General features: G+C 69.3%; 20 protein-coding genes. 12 read left to right on the top strand and 8 right to left on the bottom strand.

From position 1 onward, the window contains the following. Window positions 1-95: 95 nt before the first annotated feature. The 7 genes from HEQ22_RS09005 (at window position 96) to kynU (ending at window position 8,520) form a co-directional block, all read left to right on the top strand. Complete coding sequence (locus HEQ22_RS09005) at window positions 96-974, top strand: SH3 domain-containing protein (protein ID WP_432767570.1); 879 nt, start codon at window positions 96-98, stop codon at window positions 972-974. A gap of 82 nt (window positions 975-1,056) precedes the next feature. After that, window positions 1,057-1,743, top strand: coding sequence for a response regulator transcription factor (locus tag HEQ22_RS09000; RefSeq protein ID WP_432767569.1), 687 nt, complete (start codon window positions 1,057-1,059; stop codon window positions 1,741-1,743). Window positions 1,744-1,810: 67 nt separating this feature from the next. Then, window positions 1,811-3,112 carry a sensor histidine kinase gene (locus tag HEQ22_RS08995; protein WP_432767568.1) on the top strand — a complete coding sequence of 434 codons (1,302 nt, stop codon included), beginning with the start codon at window positions 1,811-1,813 and terminating at the stop codon, window positions 3,110-3,112. Beyond that, the gene (locus HEQ22_RS08990; RefSeq protein ID WP_432767567.1) at window positions 3,109-3,690 is read left to right on the top strand and encodes a hypothetical protein; all 582 of its coding nucleotides are present in this window, start codon (window positions 3,109-3,111) and stop codon (window positions 3,688-3,690) included. Before HEQ22_RS08995 ends, HEQ22_RS08990 begins: the two co-directional genes overlap by 4 nt. A gap of 34 nt (window positions 3,691-3,724) precedes the next feature. Continuing rightward, complete coding sequence (locus HEQ22_RS08985) at window positions 3,725-6,556, top strand: CHAT domain-containing protein (protein WP_432767566.1); 2,832 nt, start codon at window positions 3,725-3,727, stop codon at window positions 6,554-6,556. Between the two features lie 89 nt (window positions 6,557-6,645). Then, window positions 6,646-7,275 (top strand): arylformamidase, encoded by a 630-nt coding sequence (gene kynB, locus HEQ22_RS08980; protein ID WP_432767565.1) that lies wholly within the window; start codon window positions 6,646-6,648, stop codon window positions 7,273-7,275. Between the two features lie 6 nt (window positions 7,276-7,281). Then, window positions 7,282-8,520: a kynureninase gene (gene kynU / locus HEQ22_RS08975; protein WP_432767564.1), complete on the top strand. Its 1,239-nt coding sequence runs from the start codon at window positions 7,282-7,284 to the stop codon at window positions 8,518-8,520. On the opposite strand, the gene HEQ22_RS08970 is transcribed toward kynU, so the two are convergent. From HEQ22_RS08970 to ectA, 7 genes are read right to left on the bottom strand one after another with little or no spacing between them, the layout of a single operon-like run. Continuing rightward, window positions 8,493-9,854 (bottom strand): MFS transporter, encoded by a 1,362-nt coding sequence (locus tag HEQ22_RS08970; protein ID WP_432770847.1) that lies wholly within the window; start codon window positions 9,852-9,854, stop codon window positions 8,493-8,495. The two genes, kynU and HEQ22_RS08970, sit on opposite strands and share 28 nt — an antisense overlap. Next, window positions 9,851-11,131 carry an MFS transporter gene (locus HEQ22_RS08965; protein ID WP_432767563.1) on the bottom strand — a complete coding sequence of 427 codons (1,281 nt, stop codon included), beginning with the start codon at window positions 11,129-11,131 and terminating at the stop codon, window positions 9,851-9,853. Before HEQ22_RS08965 ends, HEQ22_RS08970 begins: the two co-directional genes overlap by 4 nt. 21 nt (window positions 11,132-11,152) lie before the next feature. After that, on the bottom strand, window positions 11,153-12,595 hold the full coding sequence (locus tag HEQ22_RS08960) for an aspartate kinase (RefSeq protein ID WP_432767562.1): 1,443 nt from the start codon (window positions 12,593-12,595) through the stop codon (window positions 11,153-11,155). Continuing rightward, window positions 12,592-13,512, bottom strand: coding sequence for an ectoine hydroxylase (gene thpD, locus HEQ22_RS08955; protein WP_432767561.1), 921 nt, complete (start codon window positions 13,510-13,512; stop codon window positions 12,592-12,594). Before thpD ends, HEQ22_RS08960 begins: the two co-directional genes overlap by 4 nt. Before the next feature lie 29 nt (window positions 13,513-13,541). After that, on the bottom strand, window positions 13,542-13,949 hold the full coding sequence (locus HEQ22_RS08950; RefSeq protein WP_432767560.1) for an ectoine synthase: 408 nt from the start codon (window positions 13,947-13,949) through the stop codon (window positions 13,542-13,544). Window positions 13,950-13,966: 17 nt separating this feature from the next. After that, entirely contained in the window at window positions 13,967-15,271 is a 1,305-nt protein-coding gene (gene ectB, locus HEQ22_RS08945) for a diaminobutyrate--2-oxoglutarate transaminase (RefSeq protein WP_432767559.1), read from the bottom strand. A 5-nt stretch (window positions 15,272-15,276) separates the two neighbouring features. After that, window positions 15,277-15,732 carry a diaminobutyrate acetyltransferase gene (ectA, locus tag HEQ22_RS08940; RefSeq protein ID WP_432770846.1) on the bottom strand — a complete coding sequence of 152 codons (456 nt, stop codon included), beginning with the start codon at window positions 15,730-15,732 and terminating at the stop codon, window positions 15,277-15,279. 317 nt (window positions 15,733-16,049) lie between these two features. Between ectA and HEQ22_RS08935 the strand changes: the two genes are divergently transcribed. Further along, entirely contained in the window at window positions 16,050-16,547 is a 498-nt protein-coding gene (locus HEQ22_RS08935; RefSeq protein WP_432767558.1) for a MarR family winged helix-turn-helix transcriptional regulator, read from the top strand. 197 nt (window positions 16,548-16,744) lie between these two features. Here the strand turns inward: HEQ22_RS08935 and HEQ22_RS08930 are convergent, their stop codons facing one another. After that, entirely contained in the window at window positions 16,745-17,923 is a 1,179-nt protein-coding gene (locus tag HEQ22_RS08930; protein ID WP_432770845.1) for a cytochrome P450, read from the bottom strand. A gap of 128 nt (window positions 17,924-18,051) precedes the next feature. On the opposite strand from HEQ22_RS08930, the gene HEQ22_RS08925 reads away from it, so the two are divergent. Genes HEQ22_RS08925 through HEQ22_RS08910 form a run of 4 tightly spaced genes read left to right on the top strand, consistent with a single transcriptional unit; the run spans window position 18,052 to window position 22,534 of the window. After that, complete coding sequence (locus HEQ22_RS08925) at window positions 18,052-18,228, top strand: hypothetical protein (protein WP_432767557.1); 177 nt, start codon at window positions 18,052-18,054, stop codon at window positions 18,226-18,228. Window positions 18,229-18,247: 19 nt separating this feature from the next. Continuing rightward, window positions 18,248-20,884: a lanthionine synthetase LanC family protein gene (locus tag HEQ22_RS08920; protein ID WP_432767556.1), complete on the top strand. Its 2,637-nt coding sequence runs from the start codon at window positions 18,248-18,250 to the stop codon at window positions 20,882-20,884. Beyond that, on the top strand, window positions 20,874-21,713 hold the full coding sequence (locus HEQ22_RS08915; RefSeq protein WP_432767555.1) for a phytanoyl-CoA dioxygenase family protein: 840 nt from the start codon (window positions 20,874-20,876) through the stop codon (window positions 21,711-21,713). Before HEQ22_RS08920 ends, HEQ22_RS08915 begins: the two co-directional genes overlap by 11 nt. Continuing rightward, window positions 21,713-22,534 (top strand): TauD/TfdA dioxygenase family protein, encoded by an 822-nt coding sequence (locus HEQ22_RS08910; protein ID WP_432767554.1) that lies wholly within the window; start codon window positions 21,713-21,715, stop codon window positions 22,532-22,534. Before HEQ22_RS08915 ends, HEQ22_RS08910 begins: the two co-directional genes overlap by 1 nt. Window positions 22,535-22,548 lie beyond the last annotated feature (14 nt).

Here is a 22,548-nt window from a genome sequence, read left to right as displayed (position 1 = left end):
TAACGGACATTGTCACATCCCTGACGGGCTTGGTGTGTGGGCCGGGACCAGCATGCGCGCCATGCTGGTCCCGGCTCAAACATTGGGAGGCTGTCATGAGAAAATCCTTTACCGCACTTACCGCCGCCGCGCTCGTCGCCGGCCCCGTATCGCCCGCAATCGCCGCCGAAAAGGAAGCCATCGCGCTGACCAAATGCGCGCAAAGCTATGGCACGATCGCCATCGTCGAGGGCGACACGCAGGGCTGGTCCGAATATGGCTTGGGGTCGCCGCGCGAACTGATCAATTCGCTCGCGCTCGAATCGGGCTGCTTCACCCCGCACAGCGCCGCCGGCGGCGCCCCCGCCGATTATCTGATGAATGTCGTCGCGGGCGATTCCGAAGAGGTCGACAAGTCGATCGAGGTCGCCAAGACGGCGGCGGTCGAAGGTCTCGTCCGTTCGGGCGCGGCGAGCAGCATCCTGTCGAAGGTGCCGGTCGGCGGCGCTCTGCTGGGAATGTTCGGCGGGCTTGGCGGCAAGAAAAAGCGCGTCGCCGCGGGGATCAAGCTGCTCAGCCCGGCGACCGGCCAGGCGATCGTCACCGGATCGGGCGAGGTCAAGAAAAGCTCGATCAGCTTTGGCGGCAGCAATGGCTGGACCGCGGGCGCGACCGCCGCGGGCTATGCCGGCAGCAAGGACGGCAAGATGCTCGTCGAAGCGTTCGTCAAGGCGTTCAACGCGGTGTCGGCGCAGGGACCGGCGATCGCCGCGGTGCCGAAGGCGCGGCCGATGGCGCTCGCCGCCGCGACGCCGGGAAGCAAGGTGGCCGTCGACACGGTGATGCGCGGCGCCCCGGCGGCCGACGCCGCGTCGCTTCGCGCGCTGCGCAAGGGCACCGACGTGACCCCGACCGGCCAGCGGAGCGGCCTCTTCATCGAGGTCAAGGACGGTTACGGCACGACCGGCTGGGTTTCGGTCGAAGATCTTGGCTGAGCATCCGGCTTGCCCCGTCCCTTCGGCCATGCCAGAAGGGACGGGGTCGCATATCCTAGGGGGGGATTGCATCGCCAACGCCATGGAAACGCTGAAAATCCTGTATGTCGAGGATGACCAGCGCGCCGCATCCGAAGTGCAGGCGCTCGCCGCCGCGCGCGGCGACATCGTCGTGTGGGAAAACACCGGCGCCGGCGGCCTGCTGCGCGCCGGGATGGAAAAATTCGACGTCATCATCCTCGACCGGATGCTCGGCGATCTCGACGGGCTGACGATCCTCCAGCGGCTGCGCGAAAGCGGGGTCGGCACGCCGGTGCTGATGCTGTCGGCGCTGGGGCGCACCACCGACCGCGCGGAGGGGCTCGATGCGGGGGCCGACGATTATCTCGCCAAGCCGTTCGAGGCCGAGGAGCTGATGGCGCGGCTGCGCGCGCTCTGTCGCCGCGCCTCGGGACGCGAACATAGCGCGGTCATCCTCTACGGCGGCTTCGAATGCCATGTGAAGGCGCGCACCGCGTTTCGCCAGAACCGGCACCTGTCGCTCAGCCCGCGCGAGTTCGAACTGTTCCGCTATTTCATGGAGAATGCGGGCGAAGTGGTGACGCGCGAAATGCTGCTGCGCGACGTGTGGAACATGTCGTTCGACCCGCAGACCAACGTCGTCGACGTCAATGTCGGGCGGATGCGCCGCAAGCTGGAAGACGGGTTTGCGACCCCCGCGCTCGAAACGATCTGGGGGTCGGGATACCGGCTGCTCGACGGGAGATAGCGTCATCGCGCGCCGATCGATCTTTTCGCGCCTGGTCGCCGCCGCCATCCTGCTTTCGCTGGCGCTGGTGTTCGGCCTGTGGGCGCTGACCGACCAGACGATTCGCACGACCGTCGCGGCATCGGCGCGCAAGGCGGTCGACGTCGATCTGGCGGGCCTCGTCGACATCTATGCGACCAGCGGGCGCAGTGAACTGGAACGGCGGATCGCCGACCGGCTGGCGATCACCCCGTCCGACGGCAGTGCGCCGCACTATCTGCTCGCCGATGGCGCGGGCGCGCGCATCGCCGGCGACATCGTCGCGTGGCCGCGGCTGGACGCCGGGGTTTCGGAAAGCGGCACGATCCGCATCGGCAAGGGCACCGACGCCTTTGCCCGCGCGACCCGGCTCGCGCCCGACCTGCAACTGGTCGTGGCGCGCGAGACGGGCGACAACGGGCCGCTCCTGCGCCATGTCGCGGTGGTGTTCCTGGGTGGCGGGGCGCTGTTCGTGCTGCTCGTCGGCGGGCTCGGCCGGATCGCGGCGGGGCGGCTCCACTGGCGGATCGAGCGCGTCAACGATGCGTTCCGCGACCCCGACGACGACCGGCTCGCGGCAATGGGCGTCGGCATGGGGGGCGTCGGCATGGGCGGCGGCGGCGGGGGCGACGAGATCGACGAGCTGACCGGCCACAGCGCCGCGGCGCTGGCGCGGCAGAAGCGGTTGATCGAGGCGTATCGCGATGCGTCGGACCAGGTCGCGCACGAAATCCGCACCCCGCTGATGCACCTCGACGGACGGCTGACCAAGGCGCTGGCGGCGGGCGCCGACGCCGCGGTCGCGGCGCGGCTGGTCGAGGCGCGCGGCGACATCAAGCGCCTCGTCGCGATGCTCGAATCGCTGCTCGACATCGCGTCCAGCAAGGCGCGGCAGGGCGACCGCCACGGCCTGCGCCCGGTCGACCTCAGCGAAATGGTGACGCGGATCTGCGAACTTTATGCCGACAGCGCCGAGGAATCGGGGCATGTCTTTACCTGGGCGGTGGCGCCAGGGGTCGTGTTCGACGGCGAAGAAACCCAGCTCGGCCAGCTCGTCACCAACCTGCTCGACAATGCCTTCAAATATGTGCCGGCGGGAGGCGCGGTGCGGCTGACGCTGGCGCCCGGCCCGGTGATCGAGGTCGCCGACGATGGGCCGGGGGTGCCCGACGGCGAGCGCGAGCGGATCTTCGAGCGCTTCCACCGCAGCCGCAATGCGACCCCCGACATGCCGGGCAGCGGCCTCGGCCTCGCGCTCGCGCGGGCGATCGCCGAGCGCCACGAACTCACCATCGAACTGGCGCCGTCCGATACGGGCGCGCGCTTTGTCGTGAAGGGACGGACGACATGAGCGGATTCGATCGGCGGACAGCGATCGGCGCGTTGTTTATCACGGCGGCGCTTACCGGATGCGCCGCGCAAGGCTCCGAGCCGCAGGCGGGGGCCGCCGCGGACTCGCGCGCGACGCGGATCGCGCACGATCTGGCGCTCGCCGACGCCGCCTTTGAAGCGGGCGACAGGCCGGTGCTGGCATCGGCGTTGCTGCGCATCGACCGGCGCAGCGCGCGGCCGCTCGACGCCGCGACGCCTGACCCGCTCGCGCGCTGGCGCGCTGCCGTGCCGGGTGCGGCGCCGCCGCTGCGCGGGCGCGCGCTCGGGCCGGGCTATGTGCGCGGCACGCTCGCGCCGGGGGCGGCGACCAGCATGGACCAGCTGTTTCTGTCGGGGCAGGCGGCGACGATCGCCGCGCAATCGGCGCCGCACAAGCAGATGCGGCTGCGCATCTACGACGCCGGCGGCGCGCTGGTCTGCGAACGCGCGCCCGCGCACGCCCGCGACTGCCGCTTCACGCCGCTGTTCACCCAGCGCTATCGCATCGAGCTGAGCAACGGCGGCGCGCAGGCGCGCTATTATCTGGTGGTCGATTAGGGGCTGCGATCAGGGGGACGGGATTATGGGGCGCATGAGGACATATTGGCAGCGACCGGTGCTGCTGGCGATCGGGCTGGCGTGGAGCGCGGGGGCGCTGGCGGCCGCCGATCCGGCGGTCGACCGGACGCAGCTCGACGCGCTGGTCGCCCGCATCGAGGCCGCCGAGCCCGAAGCCGACGCCGCGGCCTATCGCAAGCTCGCCGACGAGACGCTCGCCGAAGCGCGCCGGCTCTACCCGGCCGATCACCCCGAGGTCGCGGCGCGCGAAGTCTATGGCGCGCTGTCGCTCGCGGCGGCCGGGAAAATGGACGAAGCGCTGGCGATCGTCGACCGCGTCGTGCCGCGGCTCGAAGACCGGCCAGCCTATCGCGAAAGCTGGCGCAACGCGCTCAGCACCCGCGCCTATATCCTCAATTTCAAGGGCGACCACGCCGCCTCGCTGGCGATCAACGAACGTCTCGTCGCCGATTATGCTGCCGATGCCGCGCCGCCGAAGGTGGATCATGCGGTGACCCTGTCCAATCTGGCCGCCGCCTATCTCGAGCATGGCCGGCTCGACGAGGCGCTCGCGCGCAATGCGCAGGCGATCGAGATGGGGCTGGGGCTCGATCCGGTGCCGCCCGCGGTCGCGATCTGGAGCGCCAATCGCGTCGTCTATCTCTATTCGGCGGGGCGCACCGAAGAGGCGGTCGCCGCCGCGCAGGGATCGATCGCGCGCGTCGGCGGCGCGCTCGGCGCCGACCATGCGATGATGGCCAACCTCTACGCCAATCTCGGCGCCATCCTGCTGCGGATCAACCGGCCGCACGACGCGATGCCGATGATCCGCCGCGCCTTCGAACTGACCGAAAAGGCCAACGGCGGCCCGAACCAGAACAGCGCCGCGATGCGGGTGCAATTCGCCCAGGCGCTGACCCGCGCCGGACGCCATGCCGACGCCGCCGCCTTTCTCGACGCCGCGACGCCGATCATCGACGCGCAGCTCGGCGCGACGAGCGACCGGGCCTTGGCGGCGCGCGATACGCGGTTGATCGCGCTGATCGAGACCGGTCGCGGCGCCGAGGCGCTGCCGCTGGCGCGCGAACTGCTGGCGATCCGCGACGAGCGGCTTCCCGAGGGGCACCGCGACCGCGCCAACGCGCGCGACAATCTGGCCAAGGCGGCCTTCGCCAGCGCCGACTGGGCGAGCGCCGAGGCGGCGGCGGCCGAATCGGTGGCGCTGCGCACAAAGATGCTGCCCGCCGACCATCCCGACCTGTTGCTGGCGCGCGCGCTGTTGCTGCGCGTCCAGGATCGCGGCGACCGCCGGCCCGCCGCCGAGCTGCTCACCGACGCGCGGTCGCTGTTCGCGGCGCTGACGCTCGGTGCCAATCTCGCGCTCGGTTCGGCGCAGGCCGAACGCCAGCGCCCCGCCTATGGCTGGCTCGCCGAAATCTTCGCGCGGCGCGGCGCGGTCGACGATGCGTTCGCGGCGCAGCAATGGGCGGCGCGCAGCAGCATCGACGACATGCTCGCGATCGCTGCGAGCGAGCGCGCCGCCTCCGCCGACACGCTGTTCGCCGCCAAGGTCGCCGAGCGCCGCCAGCTGCTCGCGGCGCGCGAGGGATTGAACGCCCGCATCGACGCCAACATGGGCCGCCCCGATCCCGCCTTCGATCTTCTGGCGGTGACCGGCGAACTCGCTGCCAACCGCGCGGCGATCGTCGCGCTCGACGCGTCGCTGGCGCCGGCCGAGGGGGCGCAGCTGCTGTTCACGCCATCGACCCTGGCGGATCTGGAAGCCGCCAGTGCCGCCACCAATGCGACCGCGATGTTCACCGACCTCGGCACGATGTGGCTGGTGACGCTGGCCAGCGGCGGCCGGGTACAGCAATATGCGCTCGCCGGCGATGCGCCGGTCGATGCCCTGGTCGCCCGCGTCCGCACTGCGCTCGACGCCGGGGAGGCGCAGGCGTTCGACCGGACGGCGGCGGCGGAGCTTTACGCGCTGCTGTTCCCCGCCGATGCGGCGGCCTTGCTGCGCCCTGCGCGGCGCCTGTCGGTGATCGCCAATGGATCGCTCGGCGCGCTGCCCTTCGGACTGCTCGCGCCCACCGCGCGCGGCCGCGACTATCTGATCGACCGGGTGGCGATCACCCGGCTCGTCGGCGCCCCGCGCGCCGGCGACGCGGGGACGCAGCCGCGCCCGGTCGGCGGCACGCTGATCGCGCTCGGCGGGGTCGCGGGACGCCAGGCCGGCGCGCTGATGGCGATGCGATCGGCCGGCACGGCGCGCGCGATCGACGCGCTGCCCGAACTGCCCAATGCCGAACGCGAACTGTCGGCGCTCGCCGCGGCGATCGGCGACGACACGGCGCACCTGCTGATCGGCGCGCACGCGACCGAGGCCGGGCTGCGCGCCACCGCGGTGCCGCGCGGCGCGGTGCTCGCCTTCGCGACCCACGGCCTGCTCTCGGGCGAGCTCGACGGGCTCGACGAACCGGCGCTGCTGCTGACGCCGGCGGGGGACGACGACGGTTTGCTGAAGCCGAGCGAGATCGGCGGGCTCGACCTGCCGGCGCGGCTGGTGATCCTGTCGGCGTGCAACACCGCGGGCGCGGCGGGCGCCGACCGGCCCCAGCTGTCGGGGCTGGTGCAGGGCTTTTTCCTCGCCGGGTCGGACGAGGTGATGGCGAGCCACTGGCCGGTGCGCGATGATATCGCGCGGCGGCTGTCGGTCGGCACCGTCCGCGGCATGGGCGCCGGCGCCGAACCCGCCAGCGCGCTGCGCGACGCGATCCGCACCGTGCGCAAGGGCGCCGACGGTGAGGGACGCGCCGAGCATCCGGCGCTGTGGGCGCCGTTCGAACTCTTCTCGCGCTGAGCGGCGTTGCCGCGTCGATTGCCGTGGCCGACCGGCTCGGCTAATGCCGCAGGATGACTGCGCCACCGTCACGCATAGCCGAACCGTCCTTGCGCATCTGGGACGTCAGCCAGCCGCTGCGTGCCGGAATTCCGGTGTGGCCGGGCGATACGGCGTTCGAGGAAACGCGCGTCGCGACGATTTCTGCCGACTGTCCGGTCAACGTCTCGCGGCTCGTCCTGTCGACCCACACCGGCACCCATGCCGACGGGCCGGTCCATTATGATCCGGACGGCCGCGGCGTCGGCGAGGGCGACCTCGAACCCTATCTGGGGCCGGCGCAACTGCTCACGGTGACCGCGGCGGGCGGTCTGGTCCGCGAGGCCGATGTGCTGGGCCGGCTCGTCCCCGGCGTCCGCCGCGTGCTGCTGCGCGCCTTCGATTTGTTTCCCGCCGATCGCTGGCGGTCGGACTTTCCGGCGATCGATCCGGCGCTGGTCGATGCGCTCGCAGCGCGCGGCTGTATCTTGATCGGCACCGACACCCCTTCGCTCGACCCGGAAACGTCCAAAACGATGCTCGCCCATCTCGCGGTGGCGCGGCATGGGCTGGCGATATTGGAGGGGCTCGTGTTCGACGATGTCGCCGACGGCCTGTATGAATTGATCGCGCTGCCGCTGCGGCTGGTGCACGCCGACGCATCGCCGGTGCGCGCGCTGCTGCGCGAACTGCCCGCCTGACCCGCGATGACGATCACCCTTTCCGACCTGCGCGCGCTCGATGCGGCCGATCCGCTGCGGGAATTCAGGGGCCGCTTTCATCTGCCCGCCGATACGGTCTATCTCGACGGCAATTCGCTCGGCGCGCTGCCGCTGGCGACGATGGACCGGATGCGCGACGTTGTCGCGCAGCAATGGGGCGACGGGCTGATCCGCAGCTGGCGGACGCACGGCTGGATCGACGCGCCGCAGCGCGTCGGCGGCAAGATCGCGCAATTGATTGGCGCCCATGCGCATGAGGTGACGGTCACCGATTCGACCTCGGTCAACCTCTACAAGCTGGTGATGGCGGCGCTCGCGGCCAATCCGGGGCGCAGCGTCATCCTGTCGGAACCGGGCAGTTTCCCGACCGACCTCTACATCATCCAGGGCGCGCTGGCGGCGCTGGGCGGCAAGCTGCGGCTCGAACTGCGGCCCCGCGAAGCGCTTGAGCAGGCGATCGACGAGGATTGCGCGCTCGTCCTGCTGACGCACGTCCATTACAAATCCGCCGACCCGTTCGACATGGCGTCGATCACCGCCCGCGCGCGCGCGGCGGGCGCGCTGATGCTGTGGGATCTCAGCCACAGCGCCGGCGCCGTCCCGCTCGACCTCAACGCCGCCGGGGTCGATCTGGCGGTGGGCTGCGGCTATAAATATCTGAATGGCGGGCCGGGCGCGCCCAGCTTTCTGTTTGTCGCCGAACGTCACCACGCGCGGCTCGCCTCGCCGCTCAGCGGATGGATGGGGCATGCCCGGCCGTTCGATTTCGTCGACGATTATACGCCCGCCCCGGGGATCGCGCGGTTCCTGTGCGGGACGCCGCCGATCCTGGCGCTGGCCGCGCTCGATGTCGGCGTCGACCTGTTGCTCGCGGCGGGGATGGACCGGATCGCGGCCAAGTCGGAGCGATTGTGCGGGACCTTCATCGACCTCGTCGAACAGCAGTGCGGCGGATATGGGTTGGAGCTGGTCGGGCCGCGGCCGGGGATGGCGCGCGGCAGCCATGTCGCCTTTGCCCATCCGGAGGGTTACGCGATCATGCAGGCGCTGATCGACCGGGGCGTGATCGGCGATTTCCGCGCCCCCGACATCATACGCTTCGGGATGACGCCGCTCTATGTCGGCTATGAAGATCTGTGGCGCGCGGTGGCGACGCTCGAGCAGGTGCTCGCCGGGCGATTGTGGGACGATGCGGCCTATAAAGAGCGCGCTTCGGTAACCTGATCCTTGCCGATCGGCGGCCGCCGCGCGAACGGATCGTCGCGCAGCGATGTCCCCGCCGTTTCGGGCATGAAGCGCAGCGCAACCAGCCCGACGATGCAGGCGAGCATCATATAATAGGCGGGCATCAGCGGGTCGCCGGTCAGGCCGATCAGCCCGCTGCCGATCATCGGCGCGGTGCCGCCGAAGATCGAGGTCGACAGATTATAGGCGATCGCGAAACCCGCGAAGCGCACCGCGGTCGGGAACATCGCCGGAAAGGTCGCCGAGATCGTCGCGAGTTGCGGCACATACAGCAGCCCGAGCGCCATGAAACCGACGATAGCCCCCGCAAAGCCGGTGCCGATCAGCATGTAGAGCGGGACGACGAGCAGCAGCAGCCCGATCAACGACCAGCGCCACATCGGGCGGCGGCCGATACGGTCGGACAGCGCACCGGCAAAGGGCAGGAAGACCATCATGAAGATCATGCCGATGATCGGCACGATCAGCGCCTGTTCGTTCGACAGCCCGATCCGCCGCTGAAGATAGGTCGGCATATAGCTGAGCAGCGAATAGTTGACGACGTTGAGCGCCACGACGAGCCCGCCGACGACGAGCAAAGGCCGCCAATGTTCGCGCATCATCGCCGCGATCCCCGGCGGCTTGCGCCGGTCGGCCGACGCCATTTCCTCGCGAAAGACCGGCGTGTCCTCCAGCTTCGAGCGCAGATACATGCCGACCAGCCCGACCGGTCCCGCGATCAGGAAAGGGATGCGCCAGCCCCATTCGTGCATCGCTTCGCTGCCGAGGTGCAGCGAATAGCCGAGCATCAGCGCGGCGCCGAACGAAAAGCCCGCCAGCGTTCCGAATTCGAGGAAGCTGCCGTAAAAACCGCGCCGGTCGTCGGGGGCATATTCGGCCATGAAGGTCGCCGCGCCGCCATATTCGCCGCCGGTCGAAAAGCCTTGCAGCATCCTGAGCAGGATCAGGATCGTCGGCGCCCAGAAGCCGATGCTGTCATAGGAGGGGATCAGCCCGACCGCGAAAGTGGCGCCCGCCATCAGCAATATGGTCATCGCCAGCACCGACTTGCGCCCGATGCGGTCGCCGAGCGGACCCCAGAACAGCCCGCCGAGCGGGCGGACGAGGAAGGAGATGGCAAAGGTCGCCAGCGCGAACAGCACCGCTTCCTCGGTGTCGCCGGGAAACAGCGCGGCAGAGATATAGGTCACGCCATAGGCATAGATGCCGTAATCGAACCATTCGACCGCGTTGCCGAGCGCCGAGGCGCCGACCGCGCGGTTGAGCGGCGAGGGCTTGTCGAAGGGGGCGGGCTGTCCCGGTGCCGGGATCATCGCTTGGTCGTCCATGTTTCACCTGTCTGAGAATGCAATGCCGCCGGCGGCGCCGGGTCGTCGGAACCGGCGGGGTCGAGCAGCGCCGCCACCGGGGTGGTGCGCGGCAGGATCTGGAAATCCTGCTGGTCGGCGCCGGGCACCGGGTCGCTCGCGGCGAGGCGCCAGAGGCCGAAGCCGAGCATCGCCGCGGCCGCCAGCGCGATAAAGCCGAAAAGCCCGCCGGGACCGGCGAGGGTCATCGCGCTCGCGGCACCGAGCGGGCCGAGCGCGGCGCCGGCGGAATAGAGCAGCACGAGTTGCCCGCTGGCCGCGACGCGCTCCGCCGCGAGCAGCCGGTCGTTCACAAAGGCGACGCAGAGCGGATAGAGCGCGAAGCTGAGCCCGCCGAACGCCGCGCCAAGGGCGAGCAGGGCGACGCCGTGCGGCTGCATCGCCAGCGCGATGCTGACCGCCAGCGTCGCGGCGAAGCAGGCAATGATGACGCGCCGCCGGTCGTAGCGGTCGGACAGGCGGCCGAGCGGCCATTGCAGCGCGACGCCGCCCAGGATCACCGTCGTCATGAAGGTCGCGGTGGCGCCGAGGTCGAGCCCGATGCGGCGGGCATAGATCGCCGCGAGACCATAAAAGGCGCCGAGCAGCAGCCCGGTCATCCCTGCGCCCGCGACCCCGAGCGGCGATGCTGCGAACAGGCGGCGCAGCGGCAGCGCCGCGGCATCCTCGAGCAGCGGCGCGGGGCTGCGCGTCAGGCACACCGGGATGATCGCGAGCGAGATCAGCATCGCGGCGATTTCGAACGGGACGTGCGGCGCGGTGTTGGCGGTGCGCAGGAACAGCTGGCCGAGCGCCTGCCCCGAATAGAGCGCGACCATATAGCCCGCCAGCACCGCCCCGCGCGTCTGCGTCTCGGCGCGGTCGTTGAGCCAGCTTTCGATGCAGACGAACACACCCGCGACGCAAAGGCCGTCGATCAGCCGCAAGCCGCCCCACAGCAACGGGTGCGCGAACAACGCATAGGTCAGCGTGCTCGCCGACAGCAGCGCGACGAACGCCGCGAAGGCGCGGATATGGCCGACGCGGCGGACGACCTCGCCGGCGCGCAACGCCCCGACGACCAGCCCAGCGAAATAGGCGGTGGCGACCAGCCCGATCACCATCGTGCCGCTGCCCGCGCGGTCGAGCCGCAGCCCGATCAGCGTCGACAGAAAGCCGCTGCCCGCCATCAGCATGAAGATGGCGATCAGCAGGCTTCGCACCGGCAGGATGGTTGCAAACATGGCCGGCGCTCGGCCGCCGCATCACGCGGCGCGCCGGTCCTTTGCGGCATCGGCCTCGTCCTCGACCAGGGCGCGGTGCAGGACGCACACGGCCTTGTCGAAGTCGCGGCTCTCGACGATGAACTGGATGTCGACGTTGCGGATCTGGTGCTGCAGCGCGATCATCGCGATGCCCGCGTCATCGAGCGCGCGCAGCGCGTCGGGGACCAGGCCGGGGCGCGAGATGTCGCTGCCGATCGCTGACACCATCGCCACCGGCTGCGCCGAAATCGCGGCGTCGGGATAGGCCTTCTGCAGCTCGGCGATCGCCTTTTTCACCGCATCGGCGCTCGCCGACAGATAATGGGTGATCGTGTTGGCGTTCGACGATTTGCTGACGATCCACAGCCCGTGCCGCGTCAGCACGTCGAGGATCGCCATGTCGTATCCCTTCACCCCGACCATGTCCTGTTCGAAGAATTGCAGCGCCTGCATCTGGCGGATGCCGGTGACGATCTCGACCCGCGGGACGTCGGAGACATAGTCGCCGGTGACCAGCGTGCCGCCATCCTCGCGGTCGAAGGTGTTGCGCACGCGCAGCGGGATGTCGGTCTGGCGCAGGCCGCGCCCGGCGCCGGGGTGGATCGCCTCCATCCCCAGATTGGCGAGCTGGTCGGCGACGTCGTAATTGGTGCGGCCGATCTTGCGCGCCTTGTCGGCACCGACCAGCCGCGGGTCGGCGCTCGACAGGTGAAACTCCTTGTGGATGATCGCCTCGCGCGCGCCGGTCAGGACGGCGAGGCGCGAGAAGGTCATTTCGGTGTAGCCGCGCGCATAGCGCCGCACCATGCCGCCCTCGCACCCGGCATAGCCAGTGACGATCGGCAATGTCGTCGCAAGGTCGATCGCGGCGAAGGCGTCTGCGATCCGCGCGTCGAGGCTGCTGAGGTCGTCCTGATCCCACAGCGTCAGGTCGATGAAGCGGGCGTTGACGTCGCGGTCGCGGAGCAACAGCGCGGTGCTGTGCGCGCTGTGCGCCTCGCCGATCCCGGCGAGCAGTTCGCGCACCGTCATCAGCTGTTCCTTGACGCAGAAGCGGCCATGCGCGCGCAGCCGCGCCAGATCGTCGAGGCATGCGGCGACGGTGGCGATGCGGGTGTCGACGAAGGCGTCGGCCTGTTCGCGGCTGTCGGGCCGCGCGAACATGTCGGCGTTGCGCGTGTGCATCGCGCGGCGCACCGCCTCCATCGCCTCGCGCCAGCCGCCGGCATCGTCGTCGGCGACGAAGCGGCCATAGACGCCGGGCGCGCCGCTCTTCTTGTTCTCGAGCAGCAGGTCGGTCATCCCGCCATAGGCCGACACGACGAAAATGCGGTTATAAAGGTCGGCGCCGGAGCGGCCGGCGATCAGCACATTGTCGAACAGGGTCACGGTCGCGGCCATCGAGGTGCCGCCGATCTTCTCGACGCTATGGTGCCCGGTCATGCCGCCACCGCCCCGGCCAGCGGCCCGCGCGCGACCGCCAGCGGTTCGGGCTCGCCGCGGTGGGCGAGGAACCAGGGGCGCGGCTTTTCGACCCCGAACGGTTTTTCGAGGCCGTTGCTCACCGCATTATAGACCAGGAACGCATTGGCGCGCGGGAAGGGGGTGATGTTGCCGTTCGACCCGTGCATCAGGTTGCAGTCGAACAGGATGACCGTGCCGGGCTTGCCGGTCGGCGCGACGATGCCGTGACGGTGCGCCAGTTCGGCCAGGCTGTCCTCGTCGGGGACGCCATATTCCTGCTTCTTGAGCGAGCTCAGATAATGGTCGTCGGGGGTTTCGCCGACGCAGGTCAGATAGGTGCGATGCGAGCCCGGGATCAGCATCAGCGGCCCGTTGTGCGGGGTGTTGTCGGCGAGCAGCACCGACATCGACAGCGCGCGCATCCGCGGCATGCCGTCCTCGACATGCCAGGTTTCGAAGTCGCTGTGCCAGTAGAATTCCTTGCCCTTGAACCCCGGTTTATAGTTGAGGCGCGACTGGTGGATATAAACCTCGTCGCCGAGCAGGAAGCGCGCGACGTCGGCCAGCCGAGCATCGGCGGCGAGCCGCGCCATCACCGCATTCTGGCGGTGAATCTCGAAGATCGAGCGGATTTCATTCGCCTGCGGTTCGGTGACGATCGTGTCGTCGTCGAGCGCCGCGGGATCGCCGAGCAGGTCGCGCGCCGCGCCCTGCAGGAAGGCGACTTCCTCGTCGGTGAAGATATCTTCCAGCACGATATAGCCGTCGCGCTCGAACAGCGCGGCGGTCGCCTTGTCGATCGGCGCGTCGTCGCTCCAGTCGCCATGGACGACGGGGTCGAGCCGCGGGCGCAGCTCGGCGGTCGCCGCCTGGCGGGATGGGTATATGTCGTTCATGGCATGTCCCCCTTTTCTGTCGGTTGCAGTCAGTCGGCGGGCGCGGGCTCGCGCGCCGGGTCGGCGGGATAGGCGCCGCTCGCATCATGGACTTCCTTGCCGGTAACCGGCGGGTTGAAGACGCAGGCGGTCAATATGTCGGTCTCGGGCCGCACGATGTGGCGATCATGGTCATTGAGCGCATACATGACGCCGGGTTCCAGCCGGTGCGTCTTGCCGGTGCCCAGATCCTCGATCGTCCCGGTGCCCTTCAGCACGAACACCGATTCCAGGTGGTTCTGATAGTGCATCTTGATCTCCGACCCCGCGAACAGGGTGGTGATGTGAAACGAAAAGCCCATGCCGTCGTCCTTGAGCAGCATACGGGCGCTGGCCCAGCCGTCCGAGCGGACATTCTGGTCGGATTTGCGGATGTCGGTGAGGTGGCGAACGATCATGTGAGTATCTCCTTGGGTTATTCGGCGGCGACGGCGAAATCGGCGGCCATCGCTGCGCGGATGCGGGTTTCGAGAATGTCGAGGCCGCTGGCGAGCGTCGCATCGTCGATGACGAGCGGGGCGAGGATCTTGATCACCTCGTCATGCGCGCCGCTGGTTTCGACGATCAGCCCGGCGTCGAAACAGGCGGCGGTGACCGCGCCGGCAAGCTCGCCCGATCCGGTGCTCACCCCGCGCATCATGCCGCGGCCGCGCATTTCGAAGCCATGCTCGGTCGCGATAGCGTTGAGCCGCGCTTGGAGCAGGTCGCTGCGGCGGCGGACATCGGCCTGAAAGCTGCCGTCGGCCCAGAAATGGCGCAGCGCCGCGGTGGCGGTGACGAAGGCATGGTTGTTGCCGCGGAAGGTGCCGTTGTGCTCGCCGGGCGACCATTGGTCGAGTTCGGGGCGGAACAGCGTCAGCGCGAAGGGCAGCCCCATGCCCGACAGCGATTTGGCCATCGTGACGATATCGGGGGTGAAGCCCATATCCTCGAAGCTGAAAAAGCCGCCGGTGCGGCCGCAGCCGGCCTGGATGTCGTCGACGATCAGCAGCGCGCCGTGCGCCTTGGTGATCGCGGCGATCCGGCGCAGCCAATCGGGCGACGCGGCGTTGAGCCCGCCTTCGCCCTGCACGGTTTCGACCAGGATCGCGGCGGGCGCATCGAGCCCGCTCGACGGGTCGGCGAGCCGCTGCTCGAGCAGTTCGGCGGTGTCGACGTCGGGGCCGTAATAGCCGTCATAGGGTTCGTGCGCGACGTGGCTGAGCGGGACGCCGGCGCCGCCGCGCTTTGCGGCATTGCCGGTGCAGGCGAGCGCGCCGAGCGTCATGCCGTGAAAGCCGTTGGTGAAGGCGACGACCATCTCGCGCCCGGTGATCTTGCGCGCCAGCTTGATCGCCGCCTCGACCGCGTTGGTGCCGGTCGGGCCGGTGAACATGACGCGATAGTCGAGCCCACGCGGGGTCAACACCACGTCCTCGAACGCTGTCAGGAACGCTTCCTTGGCGTCGGTGTGCAGATCGAGCCCGTGGGCGATGCCGTCGGCGGCGATATAATCGAGCAGCGCCTGCTTCAAGATCGGGTGGTTGTGGCCATAATTCAGCGTCGAACAGCCCGACAGGAAGTCGAGATAGCGGCCGCCCTGGTCGTCGTGCATCCACACGCCTTCGGCGCGGCCGAACTGGCGCGGCATCGACCGCGCATAGCTGCGCACGCCGGATTCGCGGCGCTCATAGATGCGCCGGTCCGGAATCGCGCCGGACGGTTTGGGTTCGATAGTCATTTTGATTACCCCTGTGGCTGGTGAATTTTGCTGTAGGTCAGCGGCCCGATCCGGGCCTGATATTCGGTCGGATAGGCGCCGGCGAAATGCGCTTCGCGCTCGAAGCAGACGGTGCGTTCGATCGGCGCGTCCCAGTCGCGGGCGAGACCCCGAAACAGGGCCCATGATGCGGCATTGTCGTCGGTGATCGTGGTGATCAGATGGGTGACGTCGTGCTGCGCCGAGCGCGTGAGCAGCGACTGGATCATCCGCTTGGCGAGGCGCTTGCCGCGCCCCTCGGTCGCCACCGCGACCTGCCAGACGAAAAACGCCCGCGGGTCCGACGCGGGGCGATGCCCCGATACCCAGCCGACAATGCGGCCGCCGATTTCGGCGACGACGCACTGATCGGCAAAATGCGTGCACTGGATCAGGTTGCAATAAGCCGAATTGCGATCAAGCGGCGGGCAGCGCGAAATCAGCGCGGTGACCGCGGGTCCGTCGGTGCCGACGGGCGGGCGGAACCGCAGCTCGGGATGCGGCGCGGGCTCGGCGCCGGGATCGCTTTGCGAAGGCAAGGACATATCGTCCTTGTTTCGATCAAAAATAATTCATCTCCTGAAATAAAATCCCGACGCCGTGCTCCGGTGCCGGGTCTTTCGTGGCCGATACATAAGGCATTCAGGCGATTCGTTCAACCCAAGCCGCGAAACAATATTTCAATCAATGAAGCATGTCGAACGACCCGAACCGCGAAGATTGGCGTTGGTTCCGCCGCTGCGTCCCGCTAACAGGGGCTATGGACGCCGCAATTTCCAACGCCACTTTGAAGGCCCTGCGCCGCATCCTGCGCGCGGTCGACGGAGGCAGCCGCAAACTGGCGGCGGCCACCGGATTGACGCCGTCGCAGCTACTGGTCCTGCGCGAGGTCGAAGCGGGATCCGGGGTGACCCCGGGCTCGGTCGCGCAGCGGTTGCAGTTCAGCCATGCGACGATCACCGCGATCGCCGACCGGCTGGTGACGCTGGGGCTGATCACGCGGACGCGCAGCGATCAGGACAAACGGCAGATGGTGCTGGCGGTCACCGATGAAGGGCGGCAGCGGCTGGCCGACGCTCCCGATATGCTGCAACAGATTTTCGCGGCGCGGTTTGCGGCGCTGGCCGGATGGGAACAGGCGATGATCCTCGCCGGTGCCGAGCGGCTCGCCGAGATGTTGGGGGCGAGCGACCTCGACGCGGCGCCGCTGCTCGACGCCGGACTGATCGACCGGTCGGGAAGCCAGGAGCCAGATTAGCAAGCGGCGAACCCCGCCGTGCCTTGCGACACGACGGGGCCGTTTTTTTTCCACCTCCCTGGGTCGCGGTAGAGAGGTGAAGCGCGCGGGGTCGCTGAAACCCGTTGCGCTCTCGGTGTAGCGGTTCGCGTGCGGACGATCCTGAAGCCTGCCTCAAGAATTTCTAAAGATTGCGGCAGCGCGTGCGGGAATCCGTCTTATCCGCCGTCGAGCGACACCGGCAGCGTGCGCAGGCCGCGCATCACCAGGCCGGGCAACCATGCGGCGCCGTCGGGGCCGACGATCGGCGTCAGCTTTGGATACCGCCGCGCCAGTTCCTGCAAGATCGTGCGCGCCGCGACGCGCGCGATGCCGGCGCCGGGGCAGATGTGCGGCCCGCGCCCGAACGCCAGGTGGCGCGCGCTTTCGGCGCGGGCGCAGTCGAAGCGCGCGCCGTCGGCGATCATGGCCGGGTCGCGATTGGCGGCGCCCAACGCAACGAAGATCATCTCCCCGCGGCGGACTGCGCACCCGTCGATCTCCAGATCCTCCCGCGCATAGCGGGGGGTGGCGAGTTCGAGCGACGGGTTGAACCGCAGGCATTCCTCGACCGCGCGGCGCGCGGCGTCTTCGTCCGCGGCGATCGCGCGCCAGACCTCGCGGTCGCCGGTGAGCAGCCACACCGCCGACGCCAGCAAATGGCCGGTGGTTTCATAACCCGCCGACAGCAACAGATAGGCGAGCGCCATGGCTTCGCTGGCGGTAATTTCCCCTGTCGCGGCAACGCCGTTCAGCACCGCCATCGCGCTGCCGGGCGGCAGCGCGCCGCCTGTCGCAAGCGACGACAGATAGGCTTCGATGTCGTCGCCGATCGCCTGCGCGGTGTCGTCGCCCGCCAGGTCGGCTGCGGTCAGCCGGTCGTTCCACGCCTGCACCCGGTGCATGTCGGACGATGGAATGCCGACGATCGTGCAGGCGATCTCAAGCGCCGCCGGCATCGCGATGCGCGCGCAAAGGTCGAATTGCCGTTCGTCGATGCTGGCGAGGTGGCGGGCGACGACCGTCTGCGCCAGCGCCGCGATCCGGGCGCCCGTCCACCCCGCCAGCGCGAGGCCGAGCGGGCGCCGCAGCCGGCCATGTTCGGGCGGGTCGGTCACCAGAAGGTGGTGAAACAGGCGATGCGGCGGTGGCGATCGGTCGGTGTGCGGCGATGCCTTCGACAGCCGCGGATCGACGAGCAGCTGGCTCGCCAGCGCATGGCTCGCCGCCAGCCACGCCTCGCCGCCGAACGGCAGCGCGAATTTCAGCAGCCCGCCGTGCGCCGCGGCGATCTGGCTGACCGCGTCGATGCTGCGGCGTTTGAAATCGGGGTCGATGAAGGGAAGCGGCACCAACATGTCTGGCAATATTCCCCTCCCGCGCGCCTTGAACCCAGATCGGGTCTTGACATGAACTAACCTAAGTTGACATCATCGCGTTGAAATCTTCCGATTTCGGGTCGCTACTTAGTTGGAGGAATTTTACCATGCAGAATAATTTGAACGCAATGCGCCGCGAATTTGAAATCGCGAAGGACCGTATGCGCGCCGGTGTCGACATCGATCTGACGTCGGTGGCCGCCGCTGCGGCGCGCGCCAGCAACAACGACCTTCACGACGGGCATCGCTGCCCCTGGCATACCTGCCAGGGTACGCGTCACTGATCGACGCTAAATTCCGCTGATGTCGGAGCGGACGGCGCTTCTTCATGCCTATGAAGAAGCGCTTTCCTGTTTGCGCGGCCGGCTCGGCAACGACTGGTCCGTACGCCGGTGGCGCGATGGTGACTGTGGCTGGCAGTTCCATGCGCCGCCGGATGCGGCCGATGTCGCGCAAGGGTGGAAGGTGCACGTCGCGGTCGCGGTCAGCGAGGCGGCGTGCTTCGCCCGGACGCTGGCGCCGCTGCTCGCCGACCTCTGCATTCCGTTCAAGCTGCCGGCGTCGCTCGATGCGATCGCGGCGATCAACGCCGGCGAGGGCGGCGCCGAACAGGTCGGCAAGATCGTCACTCTTTATCCCGCCAATGATGCGCAGGCCCGCGACGCGATATTGGCGATCGATCGGTTGTGGCCGAGCAGCGCAGCGCCCGCGATCCGCACCAGCCTGCACTTGCGGCCGGGATCGGCAGTGGCCTTTCGCTTCGGCGCCTTCACTGCGCGGCATCCGGTCGTCGACAGCCGCGGCATCATCCACGCCGGGGTGCACCTGCCCGACGGCAGCCTGGTCCCCGACGTCCGCGTTTTCGGTGGCCAGCCGCCTCCCGGCATCACCCCCCCGCTGCCCGGCGTCGCGGCCGAGGGCTGGGACGACGTGGCAGGCACCCACGAAACCATCGCCGGCCTACACCTGGTGATGCTCGGCGAGATCGCGCGCACGGCGCACAGCCGGCTGCTGTTCGCCGCAACGCGCGACGTCGGCGAAACGCTGATCGTGCGGCAACGGGCGCCGGGCGAGACACGCTATCCGGGCGACGGCAGCGCCGCCGAGCGGATCGCGCGCGAATATGAGGTTCTCGAGGCGATCGGCGGCGCCGGTCGCTGCGCCCCGCGCGCCATCGCGTCGAGCAGCGGGCGGGTGCCGAGCCTCGTCATGGAGGATGTCGAAGGCAGTCTGCTGTCCGAGCTGGCGGGTGCGGCGCGGGTGCGGGCGATGCCGTCGGTGGCGGCGGCGCTGGCCGAGGTCCACCGGCGCGGCTGGACCCACGGCGATGTGAAGCTGGAAAATGCGATCCTGCGCGAGGACGTCGTGGCGCTGATCGATTTCGAGCTGGCGGTGCCGGTCGGGACGCCGATCTCGGGCCGCGGCACCGACGCCTATATGGCGCCCGAGGCGGCGCGCGGCGCGCCCGCCGATCCGGCGCATGATGTGTATGCCCTGGGGGTCAGCCTGTTCCACGCGGTCACCGGCTTCCCGCCTAGCCTGCTTCCCCCGCGGCGCGGGCTGCTTGCCGAACTGCTGCGCCATGAAGGAGCGGACGCGGCGGCGCAGCTGGTCGAGCGGATGACCGCCGACGATCCGGCGGCGCGGCCCTCGGCAGCCGAATGCGTGGAATTGCTCGCGCAGCTGGCGGACGCTGCCGGTTCGGCGCCTCCGCTGCGTGAGGCTGCGCTCGACCGCCCGAGCCTGCGCGCGTCGATCGCGGCGGCGATTGCCGCGACCGCCGATTTTCGGGTCGCTGGCGACACGGGACACCACTGGCGCAACGCGCATTTCCAGCGCCATTTTGCCTGCGAGGCGATCAATATCGGTGCGGCGGGCATATTGATCGGTCTGTTGGCGGCGGGCCCCGCGGGCGGCGTCGATGGCCGCGACGATATTGCGGGGGCGGCGGATTGGCTGGCGTCGCGGCCCGCGACAGGGCAAGCGGCCGGGCTGTTTACCGGCAACGCCGGGGTGGCGTTGGCGCTGGCCGCCGCCGGACGCGCGCTCGGCACCGACGCCTATGTATCGGCAGCGCGCGCGCGCCTTGCCGCGGCGGCCGCGGACGACCGCGAATTCGACCTGTTTTCGGGCAGCGCCGGCACCGTGTTTGCCGCGGCAGCGATGGCCGAATTGCTCGGCGCGACGTGGCCGCTCGCGTTCGGCGAGGTCGCGCTGCAGAAACTCACAGCCAGCCAAGTGACGGTAGATGACGTGATATCGTGGCGCGGCGAGGGCGATAAGGACGGCGACTTCCTGGGCTGCGCGCATGGCAACGCCGGGGTGGCGGCGGCACTCGGCTATTGGGCGCGGGTAACCGGCGACCGCGACGCGGACGCCGTCGCAATCTCCGCGCTGAAGGCGCTCGGGCAGCGTGCGATGTTGTCGACGCAAGGGCAGGGGATGCCGATGCGACTGGACAGCGACCGCGCCCACGCGCCGGGCAACTGGTGCCACGGCACCGCCGGCTATTTGTGGGCGATCCTCGCGGGACCGGGCGCGCGCGACGAGCTGGCGGCGGAGATCGACTGGGCGGTCGCGTCGCTCGCCGCGCTGCCGGCGATTGCGACGCCGACCTATTGCCACGGCCTCGCCGGACAGCTCGAGTTGTGGCAGATGGTGTCGGCGATCGAACGGCATCGCGCGCTCGCCGCACAGAGGGTCAGCCGGCTTGCGGCGGCCCTGACGCTCCTGCGATCCACGGGCGACGCGCCCGGCCCCTGGATCGCCGACGATTCGGCGATCGTGACGCCCGACCTCTGGGTCGGTTTCATGGGCCCCGCAGCGGCGCTGGCGCTCGCGGTGACGGGCGAACGGCGGTCGATCATCGACGGCGGCTTCCTGCGCGATGCCGCAGACGGGTTGGCGGCACGGACAGCGGAAGGCGCCTGTGCGCGATGATCGGCAAAATCGGCAAGCGGCCTTCGCCGCCGACGGCGTCGTCCATATTCCGGCCGCGCTGTCACCGGCGCACGTCGCCGCGGCAGAGCGGGCGTTCGAATGGAGCATCGCCAACCCCGGCCCTCACGCCGGCGCGGTGCTGGCAGGGGCGGCGGGCGCGTTTTTTCAGGATCATGCCAACCCCGCGGCGCTGCCGCATTATCGCGATTTCGCCGTCGACGGCGGCCTTGCCGCACTGATCGCCGACGTGCTCGGCACGCAGAGCCTGTGGCTGCTGTACGAACAGGTGTGGCGCAAGGCGGGAGGGGCGACGCGGCGGACGCCGTGGCATCAGGATCTCGCCTATGTGCCGATGGCGGGCGATCATATGGCGACGGCGTGGATATGTCTCGACCCCGTCGCTGCAGATATGTCGCTCGAATTCGTGCCAGGGTCGCACCGCGGACCGCTGTATAATCCGACCGCCTTCAGCGCGGTGGATGAGGCGGCGGCGATGTTTGCAGACGGCATCTGGCCGCCGTTGCCGCCGATTGAGGCGGAGCGAAGCCGCTTTCCGATCGTCCGCTGGGCGGTCGCGCCGGGCGACGTCATCCTGTTCCATCCCGCGGTGCTGCATGGCGGCGCACCGACGCTTGCGGGGCAGCAGCGCCGGACGATTTCACTGCGCGTGTTCGGCGACGATGTGACGTGCAGCCCTCGTCCCGACCAGGGTATTGCCGAAATCGACCGGCTTGCGGCCGACGATCCCGACGGCGATCCGATCCGGTTTCTGGCCGGAAAACCCGAAGGCACGCCGTTTCGTCACCCCGCTTTCGCCAAACTCTTGTGATGCCTTTCGAGATCGTGCCGCGGCAGCGCGGGTTCGGCGCCCACGTGCGCACCGACGATCCGGCGCGCCTGCTGACGGACGACGCGGGCGAGCGCTTGCGGGACGCGCTCGGCCGCCATGGCGTGCTGATTATACCCGGTCTGGCGATCGACGACGGCACACAGGTGGCGCTCGCCCGGCAATTCGGCGAAGTGCAGCCGTTCGGCGACAAGGCGATCTTTCGCTCGGCTAATTTCAAGCATGACGGCGCGTTCCTGCCGCCCGACAGCGACCGCGCCCGCCTGTTGCGGCTCAACTGGCTGTGGCACAGCGACGGCGTCTATCGCGACCGCGATATCGGCGCCGTCCTGCTGCGCGCCGAATGCGTCGAGCCCGGCTGCGGCGAGACCGAATTCGCCGATCTGGCCGCCGCCTTCGCCGCGCTTCCGGAATCTTTGCAGCGGCGGATCGAGCCGTTGTCGGTCGAGTTCAGTTTCGCGCATATGGTGCGCAATGCCGATGTCCCGTCGCTGGCCCCCGGTGAAATGTCGCACCTGCCGCGCGCGCGGCACCCGCTGGTCCAAAGGCTTGCGGACGGGCGCTCGTCGCTGCGGCTGAGCCCGCCCTATATGGAAGTCGTTGTCGGCTGGAAGCATGGCGAGAGTGCGCAACTTTTCGCCGAGCTGGCGGAATTTGCGACTCGCCCGGAATTTTGTTTCCGGCATCACTGGGTGGCGGGCGACCTGATCGTGTGGAACAATCTTTCGACGATCCACCGCGTGCTGCCCTATGACGACGCCGGGCGGCGGCGCGACATGCGCGGGGCGGTGGTGCTGGTCTGACCCGCCGCGCGGGT

Origin of the sequence: Sphingopyxis sp. (assembly GCF_050916055.1) — a bacterium.
Classification (GTDB): domain Bacteria; phylum Pseudomonadota; class Alphaproteobacteria; order Sphingomonadales; family Sphingomonadaceae; genus Sphingopyxis.
The sequence above is the reverse complement of the archived record's forward strand: the minus strand, read 5'-3'. Positions and strand labels throughout refer to the sequence as shown.

Coding starts and splice junctions, on each gene's coding strand:
- HEQ22_RS09005 (WP_432767570.1), top strand. CDS start 96: ATGAGAAAATCCTTTACCGCACTTACCGCCGCCGCGCTCGTCGCCGGC.
- HEQ22_RS09000 (WP_432767569.1), top strand. CDS start 1,057: ATGGAAACGCTGAAAATCCTGTATGTCGAGGATGACCAGCGCGCCGCA.
- HEQ22_RS08990 (WP_432767567.1), top strand. CDS start 3,109: ATGAGCGGATTCGATCGGCGGACAGCGATCGGCGCGTTGTTTATCACG.
- HEQ22_RS08985 (WP_432767566.1), top strand. CDS start 3,725: ATGAGGACATATTGGCAGCGACCGGTGCTGCTGGCGATCGGGCTGGCG.
- kynU (WP_432767564.1), top strand. CDS start 7,282: ATGACGATCACCCTTTCCGACCTGCGCGCGCTCGATGCGGCCGATCCG.
- HEQ22_RS08970 (WP_432770847.1), bottom strand. CDS start 9,854: ATGATCCCGGCACCGGGACAGCCCGCCCCCTTCGACAAGCCCTCGCCG.
- HEQ22_RS08965 (WP_432767563.1), bottom strand. CDS start 11,131: ATGTTTGCAACCATCCTGCCGGTGCGAAGCCTGCTGATCGCCATCTTC.
- HEQ22_RS08960 (WP_432767562.1), bottom strand. CDS start 12,595: ATGACCGGGCACCATAGCGTCGAGAAGATCGGCGGCACCTCGATGGCC.
- thpD (WP_432767561.1), bottom strand. CDS start 13,512: ATGAACGACATATACCCATCCCGCCAGGCGGCGACCGCCGAGCTGCGC.
- HEQ22_RS08950 (WP_432767560.1), bottom strand. CDS start 13,949: ATGATCGTTCGCCACCTCACCGACATCCGCAAATCCGACCAGAATGTC.
- ectB (WP_432767559.1), bottom strand. CDS start 15,271: ATGACTATCGAACCCAAACCGTCCGGCGCGATTCCGGACCGGCGCATC.
- HEQ22_RS08935 (WP_432767558.1), top strand. CDS start 16,050: ATGGACGCCGCAATTTCCAACGCCACTTTGAAGGCCCTGCGCCGCATC.
- HEQ22_RS08930 (WP_432770845.1), bottom strand. CDS start 17,923: ATGTTGGTGCCGCTTCCCTTCATCGACCCCGATTTCAAACGCCGCAGC.
- HEQ22_RS08925 (WP_432767557.1), top strand. CDS start 18,052: ATGCAGAATAATTTGAACGCAATGCGCCGCGAATTTGAAATCGCGAAG.
- HEQ22_RS08920 (WP_432767556.1), top strand. CDS start 18,248: ATGTCGGAGCGGACGGCGCTTCTTCATGCCTATGAAGAAGCGCTTTCC.
- HEQ22_RS08910 (WP_432767554.1), top strand. CDS start 21,713: ATGCCTTTCGAGATCGTGCCGCGGCAGCGCGGGTTCGGCGCCCACGTG.